This is a genomic window from Pararhizobium polonicum (assembly GCF_001687365.1).
Taxonomy (GTDB): Bacteria; Pseudomonadota; Alphaproteobacteria; order Rhizobiales; family Rhizobiaceae; genus Pararhizobium; species Pararhizobium polonicum.
Genome location: NZ_LGLV01000015.1, coordinates 120,089 through 145,838, shown reverse-complemented (window position 1 = coordinate 145,838; position 25,750 = coordinate 120,089). Strand labels below are relative to the sequence as shown.

Here is a 25,750-nt window from a genome sequence, read left to right as displayed (position 1 = left end):
TGAGTTGGCCGCCTTTTCTCAATTCGGATCGAACCGCCGGTTATTCCGCAGCGGCAGCCACCGGATAGACTTCCTTCATGTAGTCGTTCATCAGCGTCTCGGAAATCGTCGCCGGCTTGAACGTATAGGGGCCGATCTCGGAGACCGGCGTGACTTCCGCGGCCGAGCCGGTGAGGAAGCATTCGGAGAAATCCGCAAGCTCTTCCGGCATGATCGCCCGCTCGATCACCTGGTATCCGCGGCGCTTGGCAAGCTCGATGACCGTCTGGCGGGTGATACCGTTGAGGAAGCAGTCCGGCACCGGCGTGTGGATGACGCCATCCTTGACGAAGAAGATGTTGGCGCCGGTCGCCTCGGCAACCTGACCGCGATAATCGAGCATCATCGCATCCGCATAACCCTTGGCTTCCGCCGCATGCTTGGAAATCGTGCAGATCATGTAGAGGCCGGCGGCCTTGGAGGCGCAGGGCGCGGTCTTCGGATCGGGGCGGCGATATTCGGCGATGTCGAGACGGATGCCCTTGAGCTTCTCAGCCGGATTGAAATAGCTGCCCCACTGCCAGATGGCGATGGATACATTGATGCGGTTGTTCTGAGCGGAAACGCCCATCGATTCCGAACCGCGCCAGGCGATCGGACGGACATAGGCCTCGGAAAAGCCCTGCCGCTTCAGAAGTTCGATCGTCGCGGCATCCAGTTCCGCGACGGAATACGGGACGGTGAAGCCGAGAATTTCGGCCGACTTGTGCAGGCGCTGATTGTGCTCCGTCAGCTTGAAAACGCGGCCGCCATAGGCCCGCTCGCCTTCAAAGACCGCGCTGGCATAGTGCAGGCCGTGGGTCAGCACGTGAACCTTCGCGTCCTTCCAGTCGACAAACTCACCGTTGAACCAGATCTGACCGTCCAACTGATCAAAAGGAACTGCTGCCATCGTCTCATCCCTGGGCGCCTACACGCCATTCTTTGTGTTGATTGTCTTCCCTGTTTCCATTTTATCGGCAAACGTGAGCCAGGGAAATCCGTTATGGTGATTTTGGATTGGCGATCAGAGCGGCACGGCCTATCTTCAACGACAGGACCAGCGTCGGGTGTTCGCCCTTCTGAGGCCAGACAGTTACCAATGGCGAAAAAATATGTCAATATAGCTGACATATTTTTTCAAATGTTTCGTAGAACGCACTGCAATTGAAAGGAAACGACTGCGTGGCAGGACAGCCGAACCAGAAAGCCGAAAAAGACATGTCCGCGGCCGGGACAGACACCGCGGAATCAGTCGATTTTGAGATCATCGAGCTGTTCTTCTTTGCCTATCGCGACTTCACCTCCGATCCGGATGTGATTCTCGAAAAGCGCGGATTCGGGCGGGCGCATCATCGCGTGCTGCATTTTGTCGACCGCGAGCCCGGCATGACCGTTGCCGACCTGCTCGAGACGCTGCGGATCACCAAGCAGAGCCTTGCCCGTGTCCTGAAACAACTCATCGATTCAGGGTATATTCACCAGATTGCCGGACCGGAAGATCGCCGCCAGCGCAAGCTCTATACAACGAAGGAAGGCAAGATTCTGGCAAGAGCCTTGGCCGAGCCACAATCGCGGCGCATCGCCGACGCCTTGGCCAAGACCGGTCCCGGCGCACGGGAACTGGTCAAACGCTTCCTGGCCGGCATGAAGAATGCCGATGACAATTGAAATCCCGGCCTGTGCGGTCGGACTGTGCAAGATGACAGGGGACCGATGATAAAGACGATGAGGATCGACGACGATGCCGCCCACCTGCTGGTCGTGGATGACGACCGCCGTATCCGCGATCTTCTGAACCGCTATCTGATGGAAAAAGGGTTCCGGGTGACCACCGCCGCGGATGCCGACGAAGCGCGCCGCAAGCTTGAAGGCATAGACTACGACCTGTTGATCGTCGACGTGATGATGCCGGGAGAGACCGGCATTTCTCTCACCCAGAGCCTGCGCAAGATCAAGACCGTGCCGGTGATCATGCTGACGGCGCTGGCCGAATCGAATGCCCGCATCGAGGGCCTGGAAGCCGGCGCCGACGACTATCTGCCCAAACCCTTCGACCCGCGCGAACTGGTGCTGCGCATCAACAATATTCTCAGGCGCAATGCGCCGGCAAAGGCACCCAAGGTGGAACAGGTCATTTTCGGCCCCTTCACCTTCTCCGTGGTCCGCAAGGAACTGCGGCGCGGCGCCGATCATATCCGCCTGACCGATCGCGAGCAGGAAATCATGATGCTGTTCTCGCAGCGCGCCGGCGAAACCATTCCGCGCCATGAACTGGTGAGCGACGAAGCCGAGGTCGGCGAAAGAACCATCGACGTCCAGATCAACCGCCTGCGCCGCAAGATCGAAGACGATCCGTCGAACCCCGTCTGGCTGCAAACCGTGCGCGGCATCGGCTACCGGCTGAGCGTGGACTAATCCTATGATCCGGTTGGGCAGCCATGGCGAATCTTGACCTCCTGCGGCGCTACCGGGCGCAAACAGCCGACACGCCCTGGAAACGCACGATGCGCTGGCTGCGCCGCCAGCTGCCGATGGGGCTTTATGCCCGCTCGCTGCTGATCGTCATCATCCCGATGGTGCTGTTGCAGTCCGTCGTCGCCTTCGTCTTCATGGAGCGGCACTGGCAGCTGGTCACACAGAGGCTGTCGGCAGCCGTCACCGGCGATATCGCCGCGGTCATCGACCTGATCGACGCCATGCCGGCCGACGACTATTCCGACATCGTTCGCATTGCCCGAGAGCGGTTGAACCTCAGCATCTCGATCGAGCCGGATGGCGAGCTGCCGGCACCACGCCCCAAACCCTTCTTCGAGATTCTCGATCAGATCCTCAGCGGCGAGATATCCGACCAGATCCGCAAGCCGTTCTGGATCGATACGGTCGGCAATTCCGATCTAGTCGAAGTCCGCATCAAGCTCGACGACCAGCGCATCCTGCGCGTCTATGCGCGCCGCAGCCAGGCCTATGCCTCCAACACCCATATCTTCATCGTCTGGATGGTCGGCGCCTCGCTGGTGCTTTTGACCATCGCCATCCTGTTCCTGCGCGGCCAGATCCGGCCGATCCTGACGCTCGCCAAGGCGGCCGAAAGTTTCGGCAAGGGGCAGAAGATCGACGATTTCTCGCCGCGCGGCGCCGACGAGGTCCGCCGCGCCGGCCTTGCCTTCATCCAGATGCGCGAGCGCATTGAACGCCAGATCGAGCAGCGCACGGCGATGCTGACCGGCGTCAGCCACGATCTACGCACCATCCTCACCCGCTTCAAGCTGCAACTGGCGCTGGCCGGCGACAGTGCCGATCTCGACAATCTCAATCAGGATGTCGAGGATATGCAGAGCATGCTCGAGGGCTATCTCGCCTTCGCGCGCGGCGAGGCGGAGGAAGATGTCGGGCAATTGAAGCTCAACGACCTGATGAACAGGCTGACGCTGGAGGCCGAACTCCAGGACAAGACCGTTACCACCTCGGTGGAAGGCGACGACAATGTCCGCGTGCGGCCCAATGCCTTCACCCGGTTGGTCGCCAATCTGGCCTCCAACGCCTATCGTTACGCCGACACTGTTCACATCGACGCGCGGCACGGCTCGAAATGGCTGACGATCACCGTGGATGACAACGGCCCCGGCATTCCGGAACGCTCGCGCGAGGATGTCTTCAAACCGTTCTTCCGGCTCGACGAGGCTCGCAACCTCGACAGCTCGGGTACCGGCCTCGGCCTGGCGATCGCCCGCGACATCGCCCGCAGCCACGGCGGCAATGTTACGCTGTCGGACAGTCCGTTGGGCGGGTTACGGGCGATGGTGCGGGTGCCGGCCTGATCAACGCGAATACGTGCCGACCATCCCGCGCCGCGCATTGAACCGGTGCCAGGCGTCGATGCGCTTCGGGTGCTTTGCCCGCATGACGTCGAGCGGCGCCAGAAGGCGCCCTTCCCTTTGCCAGTGGGCATCGAAAATCTCGATGATGCGACGGTTGGGCCATGGCTTGTTGACGATCGACAGCAATGCATCGAAAGCCTCATCCTCGCGCCCCGAGCCGAAACGGTGGGCGATGATGCCGTAGGCAAACGCGGTGGAACGGCTCACACCCGCGTGACAATGCACGAGGATGCGGCTGTCCTGCTGCTCGACGGCTGGAAGCACGGCATCGAAAAACGCGGTTATCGCTTCGGGAAAATGGCTGGTTGCCTGCGCATTTTCCTGGTCCCGCAACCGCACGACATGATGCTTGGCTCCAGATATGCGCGGAACATGCTCGTCTGCCAGCTCCGGATCGAGCAGCGAGACGACATGCGAGGCCGACCAGTCTCCGGCGATCATGGCCGCATCGCGCAGGCAGGTGACGCGGACGAATTCGCGAACAGCGCTGATATCCATCGTCACTCTCCTTACAACAGCCGCTTGCCGTTCGGCACCGGCTTGTCGACGGCGGCGAGAACGATGCCGCCGGCCTCGTCCTCGAAGCCCAGCGTCAGGACCTCCGAGCGGAACGGCCCGATCTGGCGCGGCGGAAAATTGACGACACCGAGCACCTGGCGGCCGATCAGGCTTTCCGGCGTATAATGCGCGGTGATCTGCGCCGAGGATTTTTTGACACCGATCTCGGGGCCGAAATCGATAACGATCTTGATCGCCGGCTTGCGCGCTTCAGGAAAGGGAGAAGCCTCGATGATCGTGCCTGTACGAATATCGACACGCTCGAAATCGGCGTAGGCGATGGTCTCTGTCATGAACGGAATCCCGAATTAACCGGCCAGTTCTTCCGCCCGCTTGCGGGCTGCGGCAATTGCCTTGTCGAACAAGGGCTGCATGCCGTCATCGGCCATGAGGATGGAAAGGGCGGCGGCCGTCGTGCCGCCCGGAGACGTCACATTCTGACGGAGCCTGGAGGCATCGTCGGGGGACTGGTGCAAAAGTTCACCAGCCCCCGCGACGGTTTCCCGTGCAAGCCGCATGGCAAGGTCCGCCTGAAGACCGGCCTTGCGGCCAGCCTCCGCCATGCACTCGACGAGATAAAAGACATAGGCCGGGCCGCTGCCAGACACGGCCGTGACCGCATCGATATCGGCTTCGGTTTCGACCCATTCGACCGGGCCGCTGACCTTCAAAAGGTTATGAACAAGATCACGCTGCGCCGCCGACACCGCGCCATTGGCAAAGGCACCGGTGACGCCGCGGCCGATCATGGCCGGTGTGTTCGGCATGGCGCGCACCATGGCGGCGTCGCCGAGATGCGACTGCATGAAACCGAGCGTCGTGCCGGCGGCAACCGAGACCACCACCGTTTCAGGACCGACGAGCCCTTTGAGCGGCGGCAGCACCGCCCCCATCATCTGCGGCTTGACCGCAAGGAAAAGAACACCGGCCTTCACGCCAGCGGGCGCCGCCGTTTCGTGGCGGGCACCATTGTCGGCAATCAGCTTGGCCATGGCAGGCGGCGGACCGGGATCGACGACCAGCAGATCGGCACCGGCAATGCCGCTTTTCAGCCAGCCGGCAAGCATCGCGCCGCCCATATTGCCTGCACCGACGAGAACGATCGGACCAGCCGCACGCACAGTCATCGTCATGCCTCTCCGACGGTTTCGAACATCACGGCCTCGACGGCGCTTTGCGCATCGACACCGGACCAGACGACAAACTGGAAGGCCTGGAAATAGGATTCACAGGCTTCGAGCGCGCTGGAGAGCAGCACTTCGACCTGCTGGTTGGTCGGCTCGGCACCGCCGGCGAGCAGCAGCGACTGGCGGAAGATCACCACGTCTTCCTGGCGCCACAGATCGAAATGGCCCATCAGCACCTGGCCATTGATATGGGAGAGCAGCCGGATCACTTCGTTGACGCGGCTTTCGGGAACCTTGATGTCGAAGGCGCAGGCAAGATGCAGCGCCTCGAACTCTTCCATCCAGGAGAAGGAGACGTGATAGTCTGTCCACTTGCCCTCGACCGTCATGGCGATTTCGTCTTCGCCTGAGCGCTCGAAGCACCAGTCGTTATTGGCTGCGACAAACTCGATCATATCGACCGGGTTCGTTTGGCGCTCAAGTTCCAGTTCCATCAGGCTCATGCGTCACCCCAAAAGTCCTGGCGCAGACATGCGACATCGCGTTCACACACGAGGGCTGCAAACTCAAACACCAGAAACGAACACTTATGATTACCGGAAGCACGACCATCCTGGCTTATGTACCCTGCCTGGAGCTTGCGTGATCCGTTTCGAATCATCATTTAAAATCAGTGTATAATGCCGGAGTCCGCATGAAAGCCCCCCGCATCAAAAATAGCCCCGGCGGTTGTGGATAGGCTCTCTTAAATTGATTCAGCCCCGGTTCTTAAACGACTCTGCCGTAAGCATTTTTCGGCAGTGTCCACAGGGTAAAAAATTTATGAAAAACGCGTCTCAGACAGAGCTGGAAAACCGTCGTCCTGTGCCACTCCGGGACGGATGCGCGGCAGGCGTATCGAAAGCGGCGACACAATCTGCACCGCCGCTTCGGGAATCGTCACTTGCCCGTTTCTGACAGGCGCGCCTCAAGGGCGGCGATACGGGCGAGAAGCGCGTCGTTTTCCTCGCGCGCCTTGAGCGCCATTTCCCGGACGGCCTCGAATTCCTCGCGCTTGACGATATCCATGGAATTCAGGAGCCGTTCACCCTGCGCGCGAAAGACGGTTTCCATTTCCTTGCGGACGCCCTGGGCGGCACCCGCCGCGTCCGTCATCAACTTGGCGAAATCATCCAGAATGCGGTTTGCGCCTGTGCTCATCGTCTTGGGTCTCCGATCGCTCTCGTCCTTTGCCCACTATGCGGGCTTGAAGAGGAGGTAGGAGGACATGCGGGCCGATGCAAGGAAAAATACCGGTGATGTCAGCCTTTCCTGTAAGGAACCCGCCTTGACCCCATCTTGCCGGAGCCCCATGTTCCGGCAAACAACAGACCGGAATGAAGCAAGACCTTGGAAACAATCGCCACACTCTTCTCGATCATGCCCTTTCCGGAAATCGATCCGGTGCTGATTTCCATCGGCCCTCTGCAGATCCACTGGTATGGCCTCGCCTACGTGGCCGGCATCCTGCTTGGCTGGCAATATGCCCGCAGGCTGGTCCGCAACGCATCCCTCTGGCGCAATGGAACACCGGCCGCGACCGAGGCGCAACTTGACGATTTCCTTCTCTGGGTCGCAGCCGGCATCGTCGGCGGCGGCCGCATCGGCTATATCCTCTTCTACGATCTGGGCAGCGTGCTCCAGAACCCGATCCGGGCGCTGGAAATCTGGAATGGCGGCATGTCGTTCCATGGCGGGCTGATCGGCACCATGATCGCCATGATCCTGTTTGCCCGCCGCAACAAGATCGCCGTCTGGAGCCTGTTCGACATCGTCTCGGCCGTGGTGCCGATCGGCCTGTTCTTCGGGCGGATCGCCAATTTCATCAACGGCGAACTCTGGGGCCGGCTGTCGTCCATGCCCTGGGCGGTCATCTTTCCGACCGGCGGACCGTTCGCGCGCCATCCGAGCCAGCTTTATGAGGCAGCCCTCGAAGGTCTCGTGCTTCTGGCCGTTCTCGCCATCCTCATCTATCGCCGCCATGCCCTGAAAATCCCCGGCCTCGTCTGCGGCGTCTTCGTTACCGGCTATGGTCTCGCCCGCATCTTCGTGGAATTCTTCCGCGAGCCGGACGCGCAGCTCGGCTATCTCTTCGGCGGCTGGCTGACGATGGGCATGCTGCTGTCCCTGCCGATGGTTTTCCTCGGCCTCTGGGCCATCCTGCGGGCCCGCCGCGCCAATATCGCAACGGCATGAAGGGGCCTTCATGACGACCCCGCTTGCAGAAAAGATCAAGGCGCTGATCCTGGCCCACGGCCCGATCAGCGTGACCGACTATTTTTCCCTGTGCCTGGCCGATCCCGAGCACGGCTACTACAAGACCCGCGAGCCGTTCGGCCAGTCCGGCGATTTCATCACGGCGCCGGAAATCAGCCAGCTTTTCGGCGAGATGATCGGCATTTTCCTCGTCCAGGCCTGGCAGCGGCATGGCGAACCGAGCCCGGTCAACATCGCCGAGATCGGCCCGGGCCGCGGCACGATGATGGCGGACATCCTGCGCGTCGTCGCCAAGCTCTCGCCTGCCCTTTATGAAGCCGCGACCGTGCATCTGGTCGAGACCAGCGAGCGGCTGCAGAAAGTGCAACAGCAGACGCTGGTTGCCCACAAATTCAAGATTTCCTGGCACGACAGCTTCGACACGCTGCCGGACGGCTTCCTGCTGCTGGCCGCCAACGAGCTTTTCGATGCCATCCCCATCCGCCAGTTCGTCAAGACCGCGATGGGGTTCAAGGAGCGCCTTGTCGGCCTTGATGCCGACGGCGAGCTGACCTTTGCAGCCGGCGTCGCCGGCATCGATCCGGACCTCCTGCCGCCTGCCGCCCAGACGGCTCCGCTCGGCACGGCCTTCGAGACGGCCCCTGCCCGTGACGCCGTCATGGCAGCGCTTAGCGAGCGCATCCGCACCGGCGGCGGCACCGCCGTGATCATCGACTACGGCCATATGGCCACGGGCCTCGGCGACACGCTGCAGGCGGTGTATGCCCACCGGTTCGACCACCCGCTGGCCCATCCGGGCCAGGCCGACATCACCAGCCATGTCGATTTCGAACAGCTGGCCCGGCGGGCGGTGGCGGAGGGACTGCAGATCAACGGCCTGACCTATCAGGGCGATTTTCTCATTGCTCTTGGCCTTGCCGAACGCGCGGCTGCACTGGGGCGCGACAAGAGTGTAGAGACCCAGGACAACATCCGGGCAGACGCGGAACGGCTGGCCGGAGCCGGCGAAGGAAAGATGGGCGAATTGTTCAAGGTGCTGGTCGTCAGCAGCCCGAGCGTCGCCCTTGTGCCCTTCCAGAAGTAACCGGTCGCAAGCGCCGGTGACGACGCCAGCTGTCGTTCCGGTGGATTGACAGCAGCCGCCCCGAAGGCCAACATCCGGCCAAATCACCCGGGCCGGCAAAACGGCAACCCCGGAAAACCCACCGCATCGCGTAACATAACGAAAGGGCAAACCACCGATGAAGGATGATGCCTTGCCCTCGCCTGTGCAAAGCCCGCTCCTGTCCGAACGGGCGGGAACGGCCATAAAGCACGGCTATTTCACCCGCGAAGGCGGCGTTTCGGATGGGATCTACCGGGGCCTCAATGTCGGCCTTGGATCCCATGACGAACGCCATCGTGTCGAGGAGAACCGTGCCCGGGTCAGCGCCTGGTTTGGCGCAGAACTGCGGAAGCTGGCAACGGTGCATCAGGTCCATTCGCCGGACGCGATCATCGTCGACGACAGCTATGACGGCACCAGAACCGAAGCCGATGCGCTGGTGACGGCAACGCCGGGTCTCGTCATCGGCGTTCTGTCGGCCGATTGCGGCCCCGTTCTCTTTGCCGACGCCGAAGCCGGCGTGATCGGCGCAGCCCATGCCGGCTGGAAGGGCGCGCTCACCGGCGTGCTCGAAAGCACCATCGAGGCGATGCTATCGCTTGGCGCCCGCCGCGAGCGGATCGCCGCCTGCCTCGGCCCCTCGATCAGCCGGAGAAACTACGAGGTCGGCGCGGAATTCGTCGAGCGGTTCCTCGAAAAGGACCCAGGCTATGCAGCTTTCTTCTCCCCCTCGCCGCGCGACGGCCACGCCATGTTCGATCTGCCGGGACTGACGACCAAACGGCTCACCGATGCCGGCATCACCGCGGAGAATCTCGATCTCTGCACCTATGCGGACGAGGAGCGCTTCTTCTCCTACCGCCGCACGACCCATCGCAGCGAACCGGATTATGGCCGGCAAATCTCTGCAATATCCATTCGGGAGAGATGACATGGCACTGCATTTCACGCAGGATGAATTTTCGGCGCGGCTGGAACGGCTGACCGCCAAGATGAAGGAAGAAAAGCTGGCCGCCATGCTGCTGTTTGCACAGGAGAGCATGTACTGGCTGACCGGCTACGACACCTTCGGCTACTGCTTCTTCCAGACGCTGGTAGTGAAGGCCGACGGCTCGATGGTGCTGCTCACCCGCTCGGCCGATCTGCGACAGGCCAAGCACACGTCCAACATCGAGCGTGTCGAGGTCTGGGTCGACCGGGTCAACGCCGATCCGACGATGGACCTGAAGAACCTGCTCAGCGATCTCGACCTGCTCGGCACGCGTATCGGCATCGAATACGACACCCACGGCATGACCGGCCGCATCGCCCGGCTGCTCGATCACCAACTGACGAGCTTCGGCGAGCTGGTCGATGCCTCGCTGCTGGTCAGCCGCCTGCGCCTGATCAAGAGCCCGGCCGAAATCATCCATGTCGAGAAGGCCGCAAGTCTTGCCGACGACGCGCTGGATGCCGCCATTCCGCTCATTCATGCCGGCGGCAGCGAGGCCGCCATTCTGGCCGCGATGCAGGGCGCCGTCTTTGCCGGCGGTGGCGATTACCCGGCCAACGAATACATCATCGGCTCGGGCGCCGACGCGCTGCTCTGCCGCTACAAGGCCGGCCGCCGGACGCTCGACGCACAGGATCAGCTGACGCTGGAATGGGCTGGCGTCAGCGCCCACTATCACGCGGCGATGATGCGCACCGTCGTCATCGGCGAGCCGACCAACCGCCACCGCGAACTCTACAGCGCTTGCCGCGACACCATCCAGGCGATCGAAATGGTTCTTCGCCCCGGCAACACCTTCGGGACCGTCTTTGAAGTGCACTCCAGAATCATGGACGAGCGCGGCCTGACGCGTCACCGGCTGAACGCCTGCGGCTATTCGCTCGGCGCCCGCTTCTCACCCTCCTGGATGGAGCACCAGATGTTCCACGTCGGCAATCCACAGGAGATCGAGCCGAATATGTCGCTGTTCGTCCACATGATCATCATGGACAGCGACAGCGGCACCGCCATGACGCTGGGCCAGACCTACCTGACAACGGAAGGCGCACCCACGGCGCTGTCGCGCTACGGACTGGACTTCATAACTGCTTAGGAAAATTGATCTAACGTCTGGTGGAACGACGGAGAAAGGTGGGGGCCTTCAATCCATCCGTCACCGAGAAACCGGACGGTAGAACAATGCGCAAACCGATCACGCTTCTTGCAAGCCTTGGAATTGCCCTCGCTCTTACGGGCTGCAACAGCATGGACGACCTGACGCCGCAGGTCGATGTCGGCGGCGGCACGTTCAACTCGCCGCCGGTCAACCAGGCCGACCTCAATGCCATGTCGCAACAGCCCATGCCGCAGAGGACCGGCCGTTTCACCCCGCAGACGAGCGCACCGGTGCAAAGCACGCAGCTCGCAGCGCCGGAACAGGACGGTTTTTCCGAAGGCCCGAGCGGCACGCTGATGGCGCAGGGCGATACCGATTACACCGATCCGGCCGGATCGCTGGATGCGCAGGCAGGACGCCTGCAGCAGGGCCAGATCCCGGCGCAGGAACAGCAGGCCACACACAGGACTGCGATTGCAGCACCGGACGACACGGGCTCGATCGACGAGGCCGCATCCACCGAACGGCAACAATCCTCAGCCCCCCTGCGCGCCGCCGAAGAGACCCCGCAAATCCAGCAACCGCAAAAAGCTGCGGCTATCGCACCCACGGGTACGGCAGGTACGATCCGCTTCCTGCCGATCATCGGCGCACCGGTGCAGGCCGTGACGCCGCTGTCGAAACAGCTCGGCAACGAAGCCCGCTCCCACGGCCTCGTCATCAAGGCTGCGTCCGACACCAGCAGCCAGCACATCCTGAAGGGCTATTTCTCGGCATTGAACGATGGCGGCAAGACGACGATCGTCTATGTCTGGGACGTGCTCGACGGCAGCGGCAACCGGCTGCATCGCATCCAGGGACAGGACACGGTGAATGCCACCGCCGCCGATCTCTGGTCCGTCGTCCCGCCGCAGACGATGCAGACGATCGCCACCAAGACGATCGCCGAATATCTCAGCTGGCGCGAAAATAATGCCGGCTGAACACCGCCGCTGTCATCTCTTCGCCACGTTATCTGAAAACTTTTTAGGATAAACCGCGTTGCAACACGGCAATCCTCTTGCATTCAAAGTCAAGGGCGTTATGAAGCGCGCATAAGCTTGGGACGATCGAGACCCCGGCTGGCTTACGGAATTGCGCGGAGACGATCCGCGCCAGCACAGGCGGACCATCGATGAAGGTTTTCGCAGGCAACTCGAACCGGCTCCTGGCCGAAGCGATCTGCAATTATCTCAACCTGCCCCTGGGCAAAGCAACCGTCAGACGGTTTGCCGACCAGGAAATCTTCGTGGAAATTCAGGAGAACGTGCGCGGCGAGGACGTCTTCCTCGTCCAGTCGACATCGTTTCCGACCAATGACCACCTGATGGAACTGCTGATCATGATCGACGCCATGCGCCGGTCGTCAGCCCGCCGCATCACCGCGGTCATCCCCTATTTCGGCTATGCCCGCCAGGACCGCAAACCCGGTCCGCGCACGCCGATCTCGGCCAAGCTGGTCGCCAACCTCATCACCGAGGCCGGTGCCGACCGCGTTTTGACGCTCGACCTGCATGCCGGCCAGATCCAGGGCTTCTTCGACATCCCGACCGACAACCTCTACGCCGTGCCGATCCTGTCGCGCGACGTCAAGGAAAACTACGATCTGAAGAACGTCATGGTCGTCTCGCCCGACGTCGGCGGCGTGGTGCGCGCCCGCGCGCTGGCCAAGCGCCTCGACTGCCAGCTGGCGATCGTCGACAAGCGCCGCGAACGCGCCGGCGAGTCCGAAGTCATGAACGTCATCGGTGACGTCACCGGCAAGGACTGTCTGCTGATCGACGATATCGTCGATTCAGGCGGCACGCTCTGCAACGCCGCCGAGGCGCTGCTGAAAAACGGCGCGACCAGCGTCACCGCCTATATCACCCACGGTGTTCTCTCCGGCGGTGCTGTTGCCCGCGTCACCTCGTCGAAGCTGAAGGAACTGGTGATCACCGACTCGATCCAGCCGACGACGGCGGTGCAATCGGCCCACAACATCCGCGTCATCTCGACCGCCAGCCTGATCGGCGAAGCCATCAACCGCACCAGCCAGGAAGAATCGGTTTCCAGCCTGTTCGATTGATGCGCCCATCGACGGGCACGACGACATTCACACGTGTTTGACAACCGGAATGGCGCAAGCCTCACCGCCAGCGAAAAGCCGGGAGCGGGTGAGGAACCGGCGTTCGCGGCCGTTGTCGAGCGAAAACATGCCGCCCCTGCCCGGCACGACATCGATGATCAGCTGCGTGTGTTTCCAGACCGCGAACTGGCTGGCACTGATATAGACCGGCACGCCGCCAATCTCTCCCAGCTTGATATCGTTGTCGCCGACGATGTAGTCGTCCGCCGGATAGCACATCGGCGACGAGCCGTCGCAGCAGCCGCCGGACTGGTGGAACAGCACATCGGGATGATCCTGCTGGATCTCCTTGATGAAGGCGAGCGCTGCGTCGGTGGCCAGCACGCGCGGTTCGCCGTCGATGGTGTCGGTCATTGTTTTCTCCGAAATAGTCCTCTCTCCCCGCCTGCGGGGAGAGGGTTAGGGTGAGAGGCAAGCTCGAGCGGCCCCTCATCCGCCCTTCGGGCACCTTCTCCCCGCGCGCGGGGAGCGCGGGGAGAAGGAAGAGTAATATCAAAAGAAACCCAGCGCCTTGGGGCTGTAGCTCACCAGCATGTTCTTGGTCTGCTGGTAGTGATCGAGCATCATCTTGTGGGTCTCGCGGCCGATGCCGGACTGCTTGTAGCCGCCAAAGGCAGCGCCAGCCGGATAGGCATGGTAGCAATTGGTCCAGACACGTCCGGCCTGGATATTGCGGCCGAAATTGTAGCAGCGGTTGGCATCGCGGCTCCAGACGCCCGCACCAAGGCCATAGAGCGTGTCGTTGGCGATTTCCAGCGCTTCGGCATCGGTCTTGAAGGTGGTAACGGAAACGACCGGGCCGAAGATTTCCTCCTGGAAGATCCGCATCCTGTTATGGCCCTTGAACACCGTCGGCTTGACGTAGAAGCCACCGGACAGTTCGCCTTCGAGGTTGTTGCGCTCGCCACCGATCAGCACTTCGGCGCCTTCCTGCTTGCCGATGTCCATGTAGGACATGATCTTTTCCAGCTGTTCGCTGGAGGCCTGGGCACCGATCATCGTCGACATGTCGAGCGGGTTGCCCTGCTTGATGGCGGCGACGCGCTTCAGCGCTTTTTCCATGAAGTGATCGTAGATCTTTTCATGCACCAGCGCGCGGCTCGGGCATGTGCAGACCTCGCCCTGGTTGAGCGCGAACATGGTAAAACCTTCCAGCGCCTTGTCGAGATAGTCGTCGTCCTCGCGCATGACGTCTTCGAAGAAGATGTTCGGCGATTTGCCGCCCAGTTCCAGCGTCACCGGAATGAGGTTCTGGCTGGCATATTGCATGATCAGCCGGCCGGTCGAGGTTTCGCCGGTAAACGCCACCTTGTTGATGCGCGGGTTGGTGGCGAGCGGCTTGCCGGCCTCCAGACCGAAACCGTTGACGATGTTGAGCACGCCCGGCGGCAGGAGATCGCCGACGAGTTCGATCCAGACGAGGATCGAGGCCGGTGTCTGCTCGGCCGGCTTGAGGACGACGCAATTGCCGGCGGCCAGGGCTGGCGCCAGCTTCCAGGCAGCCATCAGGATCGGGAAATTCCACGGAATGATCTGGGCGACGACGCCGAGCGGTTCGTGGAAATGATAGGCGACCGTGTCGTGATCGATCTCGCCGATCGAACCTTCCTGGGCGCGGACGCAAGAGGCGAAATAGCGGAAGTGATCGATGGCGAGCGGCATGTCGGCCGCCATGGTCTCGCGCAGCGGCTTGCCATTGTCCCAGGTCTCGGCCTTCGCCAGAAGCTCGATATTGTCCTCCATGCGCTGCGCGATCTTCATCAGGATGTTGGCGCGCTCGGTGGCCGGGGTGCGGCCCCATTTGTCCTTGGCGGCATGGGCAGCATCCAGCGCCAGTTCGACATCGGCGGCTTCGGACCGGGCAATCTGGCACAGCACGCCGCCGGTCACCGAGGTGGTGTTGTCGAAATAGCGGCCGCTGATCGGCTCGCGCCAGTCGCCGCCGATGTAGTTGCCGTATTTCTGCCTGAACGGGTTCTCTACGATCTTTTGATGCAGCATGTGTTTTCTCCTCCTGAAACAGACTCCAACAATCTGCTGGTAGGAAAGGTGCGCTTGAATGGCGCAGGCCGGTAGAGGCGCGGCATGCGCTGCGGACAGGAAGTGTTTCAAATGTGCGACAGGCGCAGCGCGTTAACCGTGCTGCAACGCGGCAACACCAGTGCCGGGCGCTGTGCCGTTCAATTGACCGAGAGCTTCTTCATCTTGCGATAGAGCGTCGCCCGGCTGATCCCCAGGGTATCGGCAGCCAGCGAAACATTGCCGTTGCTGCGCGAAAGCACGCGGCGAAGGGCCGCGCGTTCGGCGTCGAGAAGGTCTTCGCCCTGCCCGGCCGGTCCCTCGTGCAGCAGGTCGGCGGCGGGAACGCCGCCGGCGATCCGCCGGTCATCGAGATTGAGCTGGAGACGCGCGGCGCGAGTGGCGCCAAGCACGAGATCGTCACGGTCGATGGCGAGCAACGCCGGGCTGCTTTTGCCATCGGCCTGCACCAGAAGGATGCGCGCGCCGCTGAAAGCGCGGCGGAACAGATTGGCCTCGATCCGGGCGGCCGCATCGCGCACCGCCTGCGACAACAGCAGCACCGCCATCTCGCCGGCATCGTCCCGGCAGGTCGAGATATCGATCGCCGCGGCGACCCTGCCGAGATGATCGCGGATCGGCGCGGTGGCACAGGAGAGCCCCGTGTTGCAGCTGAGAAAATGCTGATCACGCTGGATAACGACGGCGCGCTCGTCGGCGATCGCCGTGCCGATGCCGTTGGTGCCGACACTCGCCTCGCTCCAGACGGTGCCGGACCAGAGGCCCAGCTCGCGAAAATCCCTGTCGTCACCCGACGCGCCACGGCGTTCCAGCGCGACGCCGTTCTCGTCGGTCAGCAGCAGGCAGCAACCGGCCTTGCCGACCGTCAAAAACAGCCGGTCGAGTTCGCCTTGCGCTTCCTCGATCAGATAGCCCGACTTTTCCCGCGCCGCGCGGAATTCCTGTTGCGATAGCCTGAGTGGCGAACGGCCTTCCTCCGGCGACAGGCCGTGTACCGTCAGGCACCGTCGCCATGAGGCCGCCACCAGCGAGCTGGCTGCCGCCGACATGTGCTGTGCGACGGCATGAACGTGATCCGAATGCTTCATCGGCTCTCCTCCCTGAGGGCTGACGCTGATCGCACTATAGGTGTATTCGCAGTGAAACGTCCAGTTGAACAAAGGTCAAAGACAAAAGCGGCAAAACCGCATTTTACCGGCAGCGCCTGTGGCATGGTATTGCACGAATGTGGCGATGTGATAGGGCAGATTTGCTGCAATCGTTCCCCAAGCTCTCATGGTTTCCCGCACAATGCTTCGCGAATTCTCCCTCCAGAGCCTTTTCATGGGCCTGCTTACCGCTTTCGTCGGGTTCGCAAGCTCGTTTGCCATCGTGCTGCACGGGCTGACCGGTGTCGGAGCCACGGAAGCGCAGGCGGCATCCGGCCTGATGGTGCTATCGGTGGCGACGGGGCTGTGCGCGATCGTGCTGAGCATCGCCACCCGGCTGCCGGTCAGCATTGCCTGGTCGACGCCGGGCGCGGCGCTGCTGGCAAGCTCCGGCGCGGTGGAAGGCGGCTTCAACACGGCCGTCGGCGGCTTTCTCATCTGCGGCGTCTTGATCATTCTTGCCGGACTGTGGAAACCGCTCGGCCGCGCCGTTGCAGCCATACCGGCACCGCTGGCAAACGCCATGCTGGCGGGCGTGCTGATCGGGCTCTGCTTCGCACCGGTGAAAGCGGTCGGCTTCAATCCGCTGTTCGGGCTGCCCATCGTGCTTGCCTGGGTGATCGTCGGCAGCATCAACCGGCTGTTTGCGGTGCCCGCTGCCCTTCTCGCCTTCGCTCTGGTGCTAACCTTCGGCGTCGATATGCCTGCCGATGCCATGGCGCGGATCTCAGCAACGCTCGTTCCGCATGTCGAATGGGTGCACCCGAATTTCACGATCGCAGGTCTGGTCAGCATCGCGCTGCCGCTGTTCATCGTCACCATGGCCTCGCAGAACATTCCGGGCATCGCCGTGCTGAAGGTCAACGGCTACGAGCCGAAACCCGGCCCGCTCTTTGCCATGACAGGTGTCTTCTCCGTCCTGAGCGCGCCCTTTGGCGGTCATGCCGTCAATCTGGCGGCGATCACGGCGGCGATGTGCGCAGGCGAGGACGCACATCGGGACCCATCCCGGCGCTACTGGGCGGTGATCGTCGCCGGTGTCGGTTACATCATCTTCGGCCTCCTGGCCGCGGCCGTCACGGCCTTTGTCAGCCTTGCCCCGCCGGTCCTGATCCAGGCGGTCGCGGGTCTTGCCCTGATCGGCGCCTTTTCCGGCTCGGCCATGGCGGCATTCAAGGAAGCGGACAGCCGGGAAGCGGCCGCCGTCACGTTTCTGGTGACGGCATCCGGCGTCAGCTTCGCGGGGATTTCGGGTGCCTTCTGGGGGCTGATGGCGGGCGGGCTGATGCTCGCGCTCGCCCGCTTCACCCCGTTACGCCGGCGCTGACATCACTCTCATCGGACGGCAACGCGCATCGGCATGATTTCCGGCTCTGATCTGTCGTCGGCCTGTACGGCAGGCTGGTCCGCGATCTCGGCATTCACCACATGGCTGATCTCGCTCAGCGGCATCGGCCTGCCGAACAGGTAACCCTGCACCTGCGGACATCCTTCGCTCAGCAGAAACTGCATATGCTCCTCGCGTTCCACGCCTTCGGCCAGAACCGGAATACCGAGACTGTCGGCAAGGATGATGGTCGAGCGGACGATCGCCGCGGACTGGCGGTTGGTCGTCACGCCGTCGATGAAGGCCCGGTCGATCTTGATCTTGTCGAACGGAAAGTTCTGCAAGGTTGTCAATGAGGAATAGCCGGTGCCATAGTCGTCCATGGCGATCTTGACACCGAGCTGCTTCAGCTGCCGGATGACGCGCAGGGCATTCTGCTGATCGGCGATGATGCCGGATTCGGTGATTTCCAGTTCCAGCCGCGACGGCTGCAGGCCGGTTTCGAGAAGGATCTCGTGCACCCGCGCCGCCAGATTGGCATTGGCGAGCTGGCCCGGCGCGACATTGACCGCGATCTTGAACGGGATCTTCCAGCATGCCGCCTGCTGGCAGGCCGTGCGCAGAACCCAGTCGCCCAGTTCGTGAATGAAACCGTTCCTGTCAGCGATCGGAATGAACTCGGCCGGCGGCACCATGCCCCGAAGGGGATGATGCCAGCGCAGCAGGACCTCGAAGCCGATGATGTCGCGGGTCAATGAATTGTTCTGGTACTGGTAGTAAAGCTCGAATTCGTTGCGCTCGATGCCCTGGCGCATGTCCATGGCAAGAGCGCTGCGGTCCCGCGCCGCATCGTCCATCGCCGGCTCGTAATGCCGCACAGCATTCGAACCGACAACCTTGGCCCGGTACATGGCAAGATCCGCCTGCGCCAGAAGCTCCTCCGGGGTGCGCGCATCGCCGGGATAGAGCGAAATACCGACGCTGGTGCCGACGAGCAGGCTCTTCCCCTTCCACTCGACAGGCCTGACGATCGCGGCAATCAACCGCGATGCGAAAGCCGAGGCTTCGTTCTCGGTAGAGAGATTGCGGGTCAGCGCCACGAATTCATCGCCGCCCATGCGCGCGACGAACTCCCCCTCGCCCAAAGCCTGAGACATCCGTTCGGAAATCGCGCGCAAAACTGCGTCACCGGCCGCATGGCCGTGAACGTCGTTGACGTCCTTGAACCGGTCGAGATCGAAGGACAAGACGGCGATCCCGGCCATATCAACCTTCTCACCGTCGATGACCGCCTGAAGGTGTTCTCCAAGCGCGACGCGGTTGGGCAGTCCCGTCAGCGGATCATGCAGCGACAGATGGCGGAACCGTTCCGCCGCCCCGCGCGTCGAATGGAGATCGATGGCGTAAGTCGAGGCCCCAAGCACCAGCATCACCCCGACGATGGCAACCACCACCGTCAGCAGGCTATCGGGGATGACGTCGGCCGAAGGGACGATGAGCGGGTCCGGGATGATCGTGATCGCGCTCATGCCTGTGAAATGCATCGTGGTGATGGCCAGGATCAGGGTGAGGATACCGATATACTGGCAGTACCGCGTCACCGGCCGCGCGATCCGGCTCATGGCGACGGCGCCGAAGCCGATACCCAGAAATACGGATGCCGCGTAGTAGCCGGGATCCCATTCGATCCGGCCGGCAATCTCATAACCGGCCATGCCCATATAGTGCATGATGGCAATACCCGCCCCGACAACGGCGCCGCCGAGATCGACGAGAATGCCGGGCTTGCCCGTCGCGGTAATGAGAAATCCCAATGTGGTGATGCCGATTGCGGCGGCCAGCGACGCCATCGTCAGCGTCGGCTCGTAGGCATGCGCCAGCGGCGCGTTGAAACTCAGCATGGCGATGAAATGCGTCATCCAGATCGTCGATCCGCCAACAACCCCCGTCATGACCAGCCAGCTCAACTTCTGCATGCCGAGGCTGCGCTGAACGCGGGCATAGAGCCGAACGGTCAGTATCGATCCAAAAATACAAACAAAAGTTGCAAGCGCGAGAAGACCGTAGCTATGGTCCATGGCGACACAGGAAAGAACCTTGAGCATAGACACCACCCGTACTGATACGGATGGAATCATTTCATACAACCCCTAATAATCATTAAAGGCGGTTGCATCCCCGACTCTCCAGCGTTCAGCCGGAAATATCGAGCCGGTTTCCGGCGTTACACCCGGAGAAACGGCGGTTTTCCGGGTGTAACGCCCGTCAAAACTGAGAGACTATGCAATCAAAAAGAGTATCAGGACGATACATCATCACGACCATCCACCCCATGCCGTAGCCGGATGAAGCGCGGAATCAGGCCGCGGCACTTTCCTCCCCTGCATCACGTTCCATGGTTTTCTCGGATTGATCGTTTCCCTTTGGCACGGCATTGACGACATGTTCGATTTCGCTGAGCGGCATCGGCCTTCCGAACAGGTAGCCCTGAACCTGCAGGCAACCCTCGTTGCGCAGGAAATCCATATGCGCCTCGTTCTCGACCCCTTCGGCAAGAACGGGGATATCGAGGCTCTGGGCCAGGATGATGGTCGAGCGCACGATCGCCGCCGACTGGCGGTTGCTGGTCACACCATCGATGAAGGCGCGATCGATCTTGATCTTGTCGAATGGAAAATTCTGCAGGGTCGAGAGAGAGGAGTAACCCGTGCCGTAGTCGTCCATGGCGATGTTGACGCCGAGCTGCTTCAATTGCCGGATGATGTGCAGCGCATGCTGCTGATCGGCGATGATGCCCGATTCCGTGATTTCGAGTTCGAGACGGGAGGCGTCGAGACCGGTCTCGAACAGGATTTCGCGAACGCGGGCCGGGAAATTCGTGTCGGCAAGCTGGGCCGGCGCGACATTGACGGCAATCTTCACCGGGTTCCGCCACGCCGCCGCCTGCCGGCAGGCCGTCAGCAGAACCCAGTCGCCCAGTTCATGAATAAAGCCGTTCTTCTCGGCAATCGGAATGAATTCCATCGGCGGCACCATGCCGCGCACCGGATGGTGCCAACGCAACAGAACCTCAAAGCCAATGACATCGCGGGTCAGCGAATTGTTCTGATACTGGTAATAGAGTTCGAATTCATTGCGCTCGATGCCCTGGCGCATGTCCATGGCCAGAACGCTGCGATTGCGGGCGGCGTCATCCATGGAGGGCTCATAGAGCCGGATGGAATTGGAGCCGGCGGCCTTGGCCCGGTACATGGCCAGATCCGCCTGTGCAAGCAGTTCTTCGGGTACGCGCGCATCGACCGGAAAGAGCGAAATGCCAACGCTGGTGCCGACCAGGAAGGTCGTGCCCTGCCACTCGACCGGCTTGCCGATCTCGGCGATCAGCCGCGACGCGAATGTCCTTGCCTCATTTTTCACGAAGAGATTGGAGGTCAGCGCGACGAATTCATCGCCACCGATCCGGGCAATGAATTCACCCTCGCCCAGAACCTTCGACATCCGCTCGGCGATGGTGCGCAAGACCGCATCGCCGGCCGCATGTCCGTGCACGTCGTTGACATCCTTGAAGCGATCGAGGTCGAAGGAAAGCACGGCGACACGCGCCGCATCATCGTTCCTGTGCCGGATGATTTCATCGAGATGCTCGCCGAAGGCAACGCGGTTCGGCAACCCGGTCAAAGGATCGTGCAGCGACAGGTGGCGGAACCGCTCGGCGGCCCCTTGCGTGGAATGAAGGTCGATGATGTAGGTCGACGCACCCAGCCCCAGCATCACGCAGGTCAGCGCCATGACCATGATGATCAGCAGGCTGTCGGGAATAAGCGCCGCGGACGGCGAGATCATCGGATCAGGAATGATGGTGATCGCCGTCATGCCGGTGAAATGCATGCTGACGATGGCCAGAATCAGGGCCGCGATGCCGCCATATTTGCAGAAGCGCGTGACCGGCCGTGCAATCCGGCTCGTGGCGACCGCGCCGAAGCTGATGCCAAGGATGATCGAGGCTGCATAATAGCCGAAATCCCATTCCATGCGGCCGGCGATCTGATAGGCCGCCATGCCCATATAATGCATGATGGCGATGCCTGCCCCGACGATGGCGCCACCGAGTTCGATGGTCGGCCCGGTCTTGCGCATGGCGGTCACGAAAAAGCCGAGCGTCGTGACGCCGATCGCCACGCCCAGCGATGCCATGGTCAGGATCGGCTCGTAGGCGTGCTCAAGAGACGGCCTGAAGCTCAGCATGGCGATGAAATGGGTCGTCCAGATCGTCGAACCGCCGATGACCCCGCCCATGAACAGCCAGTTCAGCTTCTGCACACCGACGGTGCGACCGACACGGGCATAGAGCCGCATGGTCAGAACGGAACCGAGAACGCAGACGAGAGTTGCAAGCGCCAGCAGACCGTAATCATGGTCTGTTGCGATGCAGGAAAGAATCTTGAGCATGGGACACCTGTTTGAAACTCGGACGCAATGTGCCATGCAAGGACTAAGAGAGATTAACGTGATCCGGACTAGATCACCTGACGGTTATCAAGCCCTGAAGGATATCCCGTTTTACGTGTGCCGCAGGTTGCATCGCCACTTTCGAGCGGGTTTTCCGGCAAAACCGCACCATGCCGGCAAAACCGGGCTTTGCTTGCAATTCTCAGCGTTCTCGGTTATGGACGCGCGTCCGCGCAGACACCCTTGGAGGCAAACGCGGATGAGGCGGTCAAACGCCTCGGTTCATCCTGTCTTTATAGATAAGCGGATGAGCTCTCCAAAAACACCAGAAAGGTACGACCATGAGCCACGCATCCTACGAGCTCAAGGCCGAAACGCGCGAACGGGTTGGTAAGGGGTCCTCCCGTGAACTTCGCCGCAACGGTCTTATTCCTGCTGTCATCTATGGTGACAAGCAGACACCGATTTCCATCGCCCTCTCCACGAAGGAAGTCACCCAGAAGATTCACGCCGGTGGTTTCATGACCACGATCGCCACGATCGACGTTGGCGGCGAGAAGATCCGCGTCCTGCCGAAGGACTACCAGCTGGATCCGGTCCGTGACTTCACCATGCATGTCGACTTCCTTCGCGTTTCGAAGGACAGCGTCGTCCACGTGGAAGTTCCGGTTCACTTCGTCAACGAAGAGAAGTCCCCGGGTCTCAAGATCGGCGGCGTTCTGAACATCGTTCGCCACGAAGTCGAGCTGGTTGTTCCGGCCGACGACATTCCGGAATTCCTGACGGCCGACCTGTCCGGCCTCAAGATCGGCGACGGCATCCACATCTCGAACATCAAGCTGCCGAAGAACGCAACGCCGGTTATCGCCGACCGCGACTTCACGATCGCTACCATCGCGCAGCCGGCTGGCGGCACGACGGAAGAAGAAGAAACAGCATCCGAATAATCCAAGCCTCACGGCTTTGATTGTCAGCCCGCCGCACCTCGTGTGCGGCGGGTTTTTTATTGCGCCTTGTCCGGCCTGAGAATTTCAGGGACATGCAACCACTGTTATAATTTTTTCAGCCATGGGTTTCAGCAACATTTAAGATTTTTGTGGTGAGTTGCCGCTGGGGGATTATTCCGGCTTCAGTGTACGAGAATCCTAATGCGACGTGAGACCAGTAACGTGACCGGGTGCATCCGATGATGCATTCCGTCGAGAACCGTTTTATTGCTATCGTCTGTGGCGCGATGCTTATCTTCGTCGCTCCTCTTATCGTGCTTTTTCTGAGCCTGTCGTCAGAACGGGTTGCCCGTGAAAGTCTGCAGAACACGCAGGTTCTCATGGAAGCCGGCGCCCAGGCCCTTGGAAAACCGCTCTGGGATTTCGACACAGACGGTATCGAACAGATCGCCAAGTCGCTGATCGGCGATGTCTCGATCATGTCCGTTCACGTCAAGGACAGCTCCCATTCGATCTCCGTGCAACTGCCCGCCGGGCCGGTGGATGCCAGCCTGTCGCACACGGTTCTCACCAAGGAAATTTTCTACGATTCCCGGGACGGCCAGAAATCCGTCGGCAGCATCGAGATATGGGTTATCACGCCCGGCCTTCTGTCGCGGTTCAGCAAGGATGAGCTGAGCGTCTTCGTCATTCTGATCGTCGCCGTCGGCATCGTCTTTGCCTCCGCCATCATCGGCAATCGTATCACGGTCATCCGGCCGCTGATGCGGCTGACGGCCGCGATCGAAGCGACGCGCCAGCTCGGCTCGCGTCACCATGTCGACTGGACATCGGACGACGAGATGGGCGCACTTGCCCATAACTTCAACGAGATGCAAAGCGAGCTGGAACGCGAGGAGATCGAGCTGAAGCTGGCCCACAGCCGCGCGACGGATATCTACAACCTCACGCCGTCCATGCTGTTTTCGCTCGACCCGGCCAATTGCATCACCGCCGTCAGCGACTACTGGCTGATGGCCACCGGTTACGCCCGCGACGCGGTGATCGGGCGCACCTTCACCGATTTTGTCGATACGCACTGGCACGAAACCTACCGCGCCCGGCGCAGCAATGCCAATCCCACGCATGCCAATATCTGCGAAGTCACGGTGCCGTTCATCAAGGCGAACGGCGAGACCATGACGGTTCTGATCCTGGAGATGAAAAGCGCCGCCAGCGACGAGCGCGGCGGCCTCTCCCTTTCCGTCATGACGGACGTGACCGAACTCAAGCGGGCTGAAAGCCGCAACCACGAACAGGCGATCACCGATCATCTGACCGGCCTTCTCAACCGCCAGGGCTTTGAAGCCGCCCTCGACGAGGCCATTCGCGATGCAGACGATCATGCCATGCAACTGGCCTGCATCTTCATCGACCTCGACCGGTTCAAGTGGATCAACGACAATTTCGGTCATGCCGCCGGCGACGAAGTGCTGCGTCAGGTCGTTTCCCGTATCCGCACCACGCTGCGCCCGGACGATACGATGTCGCGGCTCGGCGGCGATGAATTCGCCATCCTGGTCAATGCGGCGGAAGTCGAGGCGCTCGCCAGCGAAATCGGCGAGCGCATCTGCGTCAGCCTGGGCCAACCGATCCTGGTCGAGGGCGTGGAGCTTTCGGTAAGCGCCAGCATCGGCATCGCTCTCTATCCCGTTCATGCGACCAATGCCGCCGAACTGCTGCTGAAATCCGACATGGCGATGTATGCCCGCAAACGCGATGGCAAGAACGGCATGCTTGTCTTCGATGCTAGCATGCTCGACACCGCCCGCGAACGCCACGAGATGGAACAGAACATCGAGGCAGGCCTGAAGGAGGACTGGTTCGAAGCCTATCTGCAGCCGATCGTCGATCTGAGCGATGGACGTATCGCCGGCTTCGAGGCGCTGATGCGGCTCAACCATCCGGACAAGGGCATCCTGCCGCCGGCCAGGATCATCGGCATTGCCGAGGAAACCGGCACGATCGCCCGCATCGGCGAACGCGTGCTGGAAAAAGCCATCGGCCATCTTGCCCGCCTGACACAGCTCGAAGGAACCGAGACCACCTATCTCGCCGTCAACTTCTCGCCGCTCCAGTTCGAGCAGACACTGCCGCACAAGCTTGCCGCCCTGCTACTCAAACACCATATCTCCCCGGCCCGCATCGTCATCGAGATTACCGAAGCCGTGCTGATGCTCGACAATCCGGATGTGCACGCGGTGCTGAAGCAACTCAGCGAATTCGGCTGTCGCATCGCCCTCGACGATTTCGGCACCGGCTACTCCTCGCTCAGCTATCTCAACCGCTTCCCCGTCGATATCGTCAAGGTCGACCAGTCCTTCACCCGCTCCCTGACCACGGGAACCGCCGACATCCGGCGCAAGAGCCGCATGCTGATCAAGGGCATCCGCACGATCTCCCATCAGATGGGCTGTACCGTCGTTGCCGAAGGCATCGAGACGAAAGAACAGTGGGAACTTCTGCGCAAGCTGGGCCTCGACTTCGGCCAGGGCTACCTTTTCAGCCGGCCAATGCCGATCGAAAATATGCTACTGATGCTGGAGATGGAGTCAGAGGCAAAGGTCACCACCCGCGCATGACAGGGATGGGAGGAGAACG

General features: G+C 61.5%; 23 protein-coding genes. 12 read left to right on the top strand and 11 right to left on the bottom strand.

The genetic code is table 11. The features are described 5' to 3' along the window. Positions 1 to 40: 40 nt before the first annotated feature. Positions 41 to 931 carry a branched-chain amino acid aminotransferase gene (locus tag ADU59_RS22735; RefSeq protein ID WP_068956835.1) on the bottom strand — a complete coding sequence of 297 codons (891 nt, stop codon included), beginning with the start codon at positions 929 to 931 and terminating at the stop codon, positions 41 to 43. Positions 932 to 1,239: 308 nt separating this feature from the next. Here ADU59_RS22735 and ADU59_RS22730 point away from each other — a divergent pair, with 308 nt between their 5' ends. From ADU59_RS22730 to ADU59_RS22720, 3 genes are read left to right on the top strand one after another with little or no spacing between them, the layout of a single operon-like run. Beyond that, positions 1,240 to 1,689 carry a MarR family transcriptional regulator gene (locus tag ADU59_RS22730; protein WP_099050911.1) on the top strand — a complete coding sequence of 150 codons (450 nt, stop codon included), beginning with the start codon at positions 1,240 to 1,242 and terminating at the stop codon, positions 1,687 to 1,689. 45 nt (positions 1,690 to 1,734) lie between these two features. Next, positions 1,735 to 2,436: a response regulator gene (locus ADU59_RS22725; RefSeq protein ID WP_068956831.1), complete on the top strand. Its 702-nt coding sequence runs from the start codon at positions 1,735 to 1,737 to the stop codon at positions 2,434 to 2,436. Between the two features lie 23 nt (positions 2,437 to 2,459). Further along, positions 2,460 to 3,839, top strand: coding sequence for an ATP-binding protein (locus tag ADU59_RS22720; protein ID WP_068956829.1), 1,380 nt, complete (start codon positions 2,460 to 2,462; stop codon positions 3,837 to 3,839). Here the strand turns inward: ADU59_RS22720 and ADU59_RS22715 are convergent, their stop codons facing one another. The 5 genes from ADU59_RS22715 to ADU59_RS22695 form a co-directional block, all read right to left on the bottom strand. Continuing rightward, positions 3,840 to 4,397: a dual specificity protein phosphatase family protein gene (locus ADU59_RS22715; protein WP_068956827.1), complete on the bottom strand. Its 558-nt coding sequence runs from the start codon at positions 4,395 to 4,397 to the stop codon at positions 3,840 to 3,842. Between the two features lie 11 nt (positions 4,398 to 4,408). Then, a complete protein-coding gene (locus ADU59_RS22710) occupies positions 4,409 to 4,750 on the bottom strand; it encodes a tRNA-binding protein (protein WP_068956825.1) in 342 nt (113 codons plus the stop codon). A gap of 15 nt (positions 4,751 to 4,765) precedes the next feature. Next, positions 4,766 to 5,590 (bottom strand): pyrroline-5-carboxylate reductase, encoded by an 825-nt coding sequence (gene proC, locus ADU59_RS22705; protein WP_425332046.1) that lies wholly within the window; start codon positions 5,588 to 5,590, stop codon positions 4,766 to 4,768. Beyond that, a complete protein-coding gene (locus ADU59_RS22700) occupies positions 5,587 to 6,087 on the bottom strand; it encodes a type III secretion system chaperone family protein (protein WP_068956821.1) in 501 nt (166 codons plus the stop codon). Before ADU59_RS22700 ends, proC begins: the two co-directional genes overlap by 4 nt. Before the next feature lie 436 nt (positions 6,088 to 6,523). Then, positions 6,524 to 6,784, bottom strand: coding sequence for an accessory factor UbiK family protein (locus tag ADU59_RS22695; RefSeq protein WP_068956819.1), 261 nt, complete (start codon positions 6,782 to 6,784; stop codon positions 6,524 to 6,526). A gap of 189 nt (positions 6,785 to 6,973) precedes the next feature. Between ADU59_RS22695 and lgt the strand changes: the two genes are divergently transcribed. From lgt to ADU59_RS22665, 6 genes are all read left to right on the top strand, one after another. Further along, entirely contained in the window at positions 6,974 to 7,819 is an 846-nt protein-coding gene (lgt, locus tag ADU59_RS22690) for a prolipoprotein diacylglyceryl transferase (protein WP_068956817.1), read from the top strand. Between the two features lie 10 nt (positions 7,820 to 7,829). Further along, entirely contained in the window at positions 7,830 to 8,924 is a 1,095-nt protein-coding gene (locus ADU59_RS22685; RefSeq protein WP_068956815.1) for a class I SAM-dependent methyltransferase, read from the top strand. A 157-nt stretch (positions 8,925 to 9,081) separates the two neighbouring features. Next, the gene (gene pgeF, locus ADU59_RS22680) at positions 9,082 to 9,876 is read left to right on the top strand and encodes a peptidoglycan editing factor PgeF (protein WP_068956813.1); all 795 of its coding nucleotides are present in this window, start codon (positions 9,082 to 9,084) and stop codon (positions 9,874 to 9,876) included. Between the two features lies 1 nt (position 9,877). Beyond that, the gene (locus ADU59_RS22675; protein WP_068956811.1) at positions 9,878 to 11,029 is read left to right on the top strand and encodes a M24 family metallopeptidase; all 1,152 of its coding nucleotides are present in this window, start codon (positions 9,878 to 9,880) and stop codon (positions 11,027 to 11,029) included. 86 nt (positions 11,030 to 11,115) lie between these two features. Then, complete coding sequence (locus ADU59_RS22670) at positions 11,116 to 12,015, top strand: hypothetical protein (RefSeq protein ID WP_068956809.1); 900 nt, start codon at positions 11,116 to 11,118, stop codon at positions 12,013 to 12,015. Positions 12,016 to 12,206: 191 nt separating this feature from the next. Then, entirely contained in the window at positions 12,207 to 13,139 is a 933-nt protein-coding gene (locus tag ADU59_RS22665; RefSeq protein ID WP_068956807.1) for a ribose-phosphate pyrophosphokinase, read from the top strand. Between the two features lie 27 nt (positions 13,140 to 13,166). Here the strand turns inward: ADU59_RS22665 and ADU59_RS22660 are convergent, their stop codons facing one another. The 3 genes from ADU59_RS22660 to ADU59_RS22650 form a co-directional block, all read right to left on the bottom strand. Further along, positions 13,167 to 13,553, bottom strand: a complete 387-nt coding sequence (locus ADU59_RS22660; RefSeq protein ID WP_068956805.1) for a DUF779 domain-containing protein — start codon at positions 13,551 to 13,553, stop codon at positions 13,167 to 13,169. A 138-nt stretch (positions 13,554 to 13,691) separates the two neighbouring features. Beyond that, entirely contained in the window at positions 13,692 to 15,200 is a 1,509-nt protein-coding gene (adh, locus tag ADU59_RS22655) for an aldehyde dehydrogenase (protein WP_068956803.1), read from the bottom strand. A 179-nt stretch (positions 15,201 to 15,379) separates the two neighbouring features. Further along, positions 15,380 to 16,327 (bottom strand): helix-turn-helix domain-containing protein, encoded by a 948-nt coding sequence (locus ADU59_RS22650; protein ID WP_068956801.1) that lies wholly within the window; start codon positions 16,325 to 16,327, stop codon positions 15,380 to 15,382. Positions 16,328 to 16,529: 202 nt separating this feature from the next. Here ADU59_RS22650 and ADU59_RS22645 point away from each other — a divergent pair, with 202 nt between their 5' ends. Beyond that, positions 16,530 to 17,714, top strand: coding sequence for a benzoate/H(+) symporter BenE family transporter (locus ADU59_RS22645; RefSeq protein ID WP_068956967.1), 1,185 nt, complete (start codon positions 16,530 to 16,532; stop codon positions 17,712 to 17,714). Between the two features lie 8 nt (positions 17,715 to 17,722). Here ADU59_RS22645 and ADU59_RS22640 read toward each other — a convergent pair whose 3' ends face one another. Next, positions 17,723 to 19,819: a putative bifunctional diguanylate cyclase/phosphodiesterase gene (locus ADU59_RS22640; RefSeq protein WP_068956799.1), complete on the bottom strand. Its 2,097-nt coding sequence runs from the start codon at positions 19,817 to 19,819 to the stop codon at positions 17,723 to 17,725. A 253-nt stretch (positions 19,820 to 20,072) separates the two neighbouring features. Beyond that, positions 20,073 to 22,163 carry a putative bifunctional diguanylate cyclase/phosphodiesterase gene (locus ADU59_RS22635; protein WP_068956797.1) on the bottom strand — a complete coding sequence of 697 codons (2,091 nt, stop codon included), beginning with the start codon at positions 22,161 to 22,163 and terminating at the stop codon, positions 20,073 to 20,075. A gap of 341 nt (positions 22,164 to 22,504) precedes the next feature. Between ADU59_RS22635 and ADU59_RS22630 the strand changes: the two genes are divergently transcribed. Both ADU59_RS22630 and ADU59_RS22625 read left to right on the top strand, forming a co-directional pair. Further along, a complete protein-coding gene (locus tag ADU59_RS22630) occupies positions 22,505 to 23,110 on the top strand; it encodes a 50S ribosomal protein L25/general stress protein Ctc (RefSeq protein ID WP_068956795.1) in 606 nt (201 codons plus the stop codon). A 239-nt stretch (positions 23,111 to 23,349) separates the two neighbouring features. Next, positions 23,350 to 25,731 (top strand): putative bifunctional diguanylate cyclase/phosphodiesterase, encoded by a 2,382-nt coding sequence (locus ADU59_RS22625; RefSeq protein WP_068956794.1) that lies wholly within the window; start codon positions 23,350 to 23,352, stop codon positions 25,729 to 25,731. Positions 25,732 to 25,750 lie beyond the last annotated feature (19 nt).

What these genes read in the sequence shown, in the direction of transcription:
- ADU59_RS22735 (WP_068956835.1), bottom strand. Translation starts at nt 931, where the DNA reads ATGGCAGCAGTTCCTTTTGATCAGTTGGACGGTCAGATCTGGTTCAAC.
- ADU59_RS22730 (WP_099050911.1), top strand. Translation starts at nt 1,240, where the DNA reads ATGTCCGCGGCCGGGACAGACACCGCGGAATCAGTCGATTTTGAGATC.
- ADU59_RS22725 (WP_068956831.1), top strand. Translation starts at nt 1,735, where the DNA reads ATGATAAAGACGATGAGGATCGACGACGATGCCGCCCACCTGCTGGTC.
- ADU59_RS22720 (WP_068956829.1), top strand. Translation starts at nt 2,460, where the DNA reads ATGGCGAATCTTGACCTCCTGCGGCGCTACCGGGCGCAAACAGCCGAC.
- ADU59_RS22715 (WP_068956827.1), bottom strand. Translation starts at nt 4,397, where the DNA reads ATGGATATCAGCGCTGTTCGCGAATTCGTCCGCGTCACCTGCCTGCGC.
- ADU59_RS22710 (WP_068956825.1), bottom strand. Translation starts at nt 4,750, where the DNA reads ATGACAGAGACCATCGCCTACGCCGATTTCGAGCGTGTCGATATTCGT.
- proC (WP_425332046.1), bottom strand. Translation starts at nt 5,590, where the DNA reads ATGACGATGACTGTGCGTGCGGCTGGTCCGATCGTTCTCGTCGGTGCA.
- ADU59_RS22700 (WP_068956821.1), bottom strand. Translation starts at nt 6,087, where the DNA reads ATGAGCCTGATGGAACTGGAACTTGAGCGCCAAACGAACCCGGTCGAT.
- ADU59_RS22695 (WP_068956819.1), bottom strand. Translation starts at nt 6,784, where the DNA reads ATGAGCACAGGCGCAAACCGCATTCTGGATGATTTCGCCAAGTTGATG.
- ADU59_RS22685 (WP_068956815.1), top strand. Translation starts at nt 7,830, where the DNA reads ATGACGACCCCGCTTGCAGAAAAGATCAAGGCGCTGATCCTGGCCCAC.
- pgeF (WP_068956813.1), top strand. Translation starts at nt 9,082, where the DNA reads ATGAAGGATGATGCCTTGCCCTCGCCTGTGCAAAGCCCGCTCCTGTCC.
- ADU59_RS22675 (WP_068956811.1), top strand. Translation starts at nt 9,878, where the DNA reads ATGGCACTGCATTTCACGCAGGATGAATTTTCGGCGCGGCTGGAACGG.
- ADU59_RS22670 (WP_068956809.1), top strand. Translation starts at nt 11,116, where the DNA reads ATGCGCAAACCGATCACGCTTCTTGCAAGCCTTGGAATTGCCCTCGCT.
- ADU59_RS22665 (WP_068956807.1), top strand. Translation starts at nt 12,207, where the DNA reads ATGAAGGTTTTCGCAGGCAACTCGAACCGGCTCCTGGCCGAAGCGATC.
- ADU59_RS22660 (WP_068956805.1), bottom strand. Translation starts at nt 13,553, where the DNA reads ATGACCGACACCATCGACGGCGAACCGCGCGTGCTGGCCACCGACGCA.
- adh (WP_068956803.1), bottom strand. Translation starts at nt 15,200, where the DNA reads ATGCTGCATCAAAAGATCGTAGAGAACCCGTTCAGGCAGAAATACGGC.
- ADU59_RS22650 (WP_068956801.1), bottom strand. Translation starts at nt 16,327, where the DNA reads ATGAAGCATTCGGATCACGTTCATGCCGTCGCACAGCACATGTCGGCG.
- ADU59_RS22645 (WP_068956967.1), top strand. Translation starts at nt 16,530, where the DNA reads ATGCTTCGCGAATTCTCCCTCCAGAGCCTTTTCATGGGCCTGCTTACC.
- ADU59_RS22640 (WP_068956799.1), bottom strand. Translation starts at nt 19,819, where the DNA reads ATGCTCAAGGTTCTTTCCTGTGTCGCCATGGACCATAGCTACGGTCTT.
- ADU59_RS22635 (WP_068956797.1), bottom strand. Translation starts at nt 22,163, where the DNA reads ATGCTCAAGATTCTTTCCTGCATCGCAACAGACCATGATTACGGTCTG.
- ADU59_RS22630 (WP_068956795.1), top strand. Translation starts at nt 22,505, where the DNA reads ATGAGCCACGCATCCTACGAGCTCAAGGCCGAAACGCGCGAACGGGTT.
- ADU59_RS22625 (WP_068956794.1), top strand. Translation starts at nt 23,350, where the DNA reads ATGATGCATTCCGTCGAGAACCGTTTTATTGCTATCGTCTGTGGCGCG.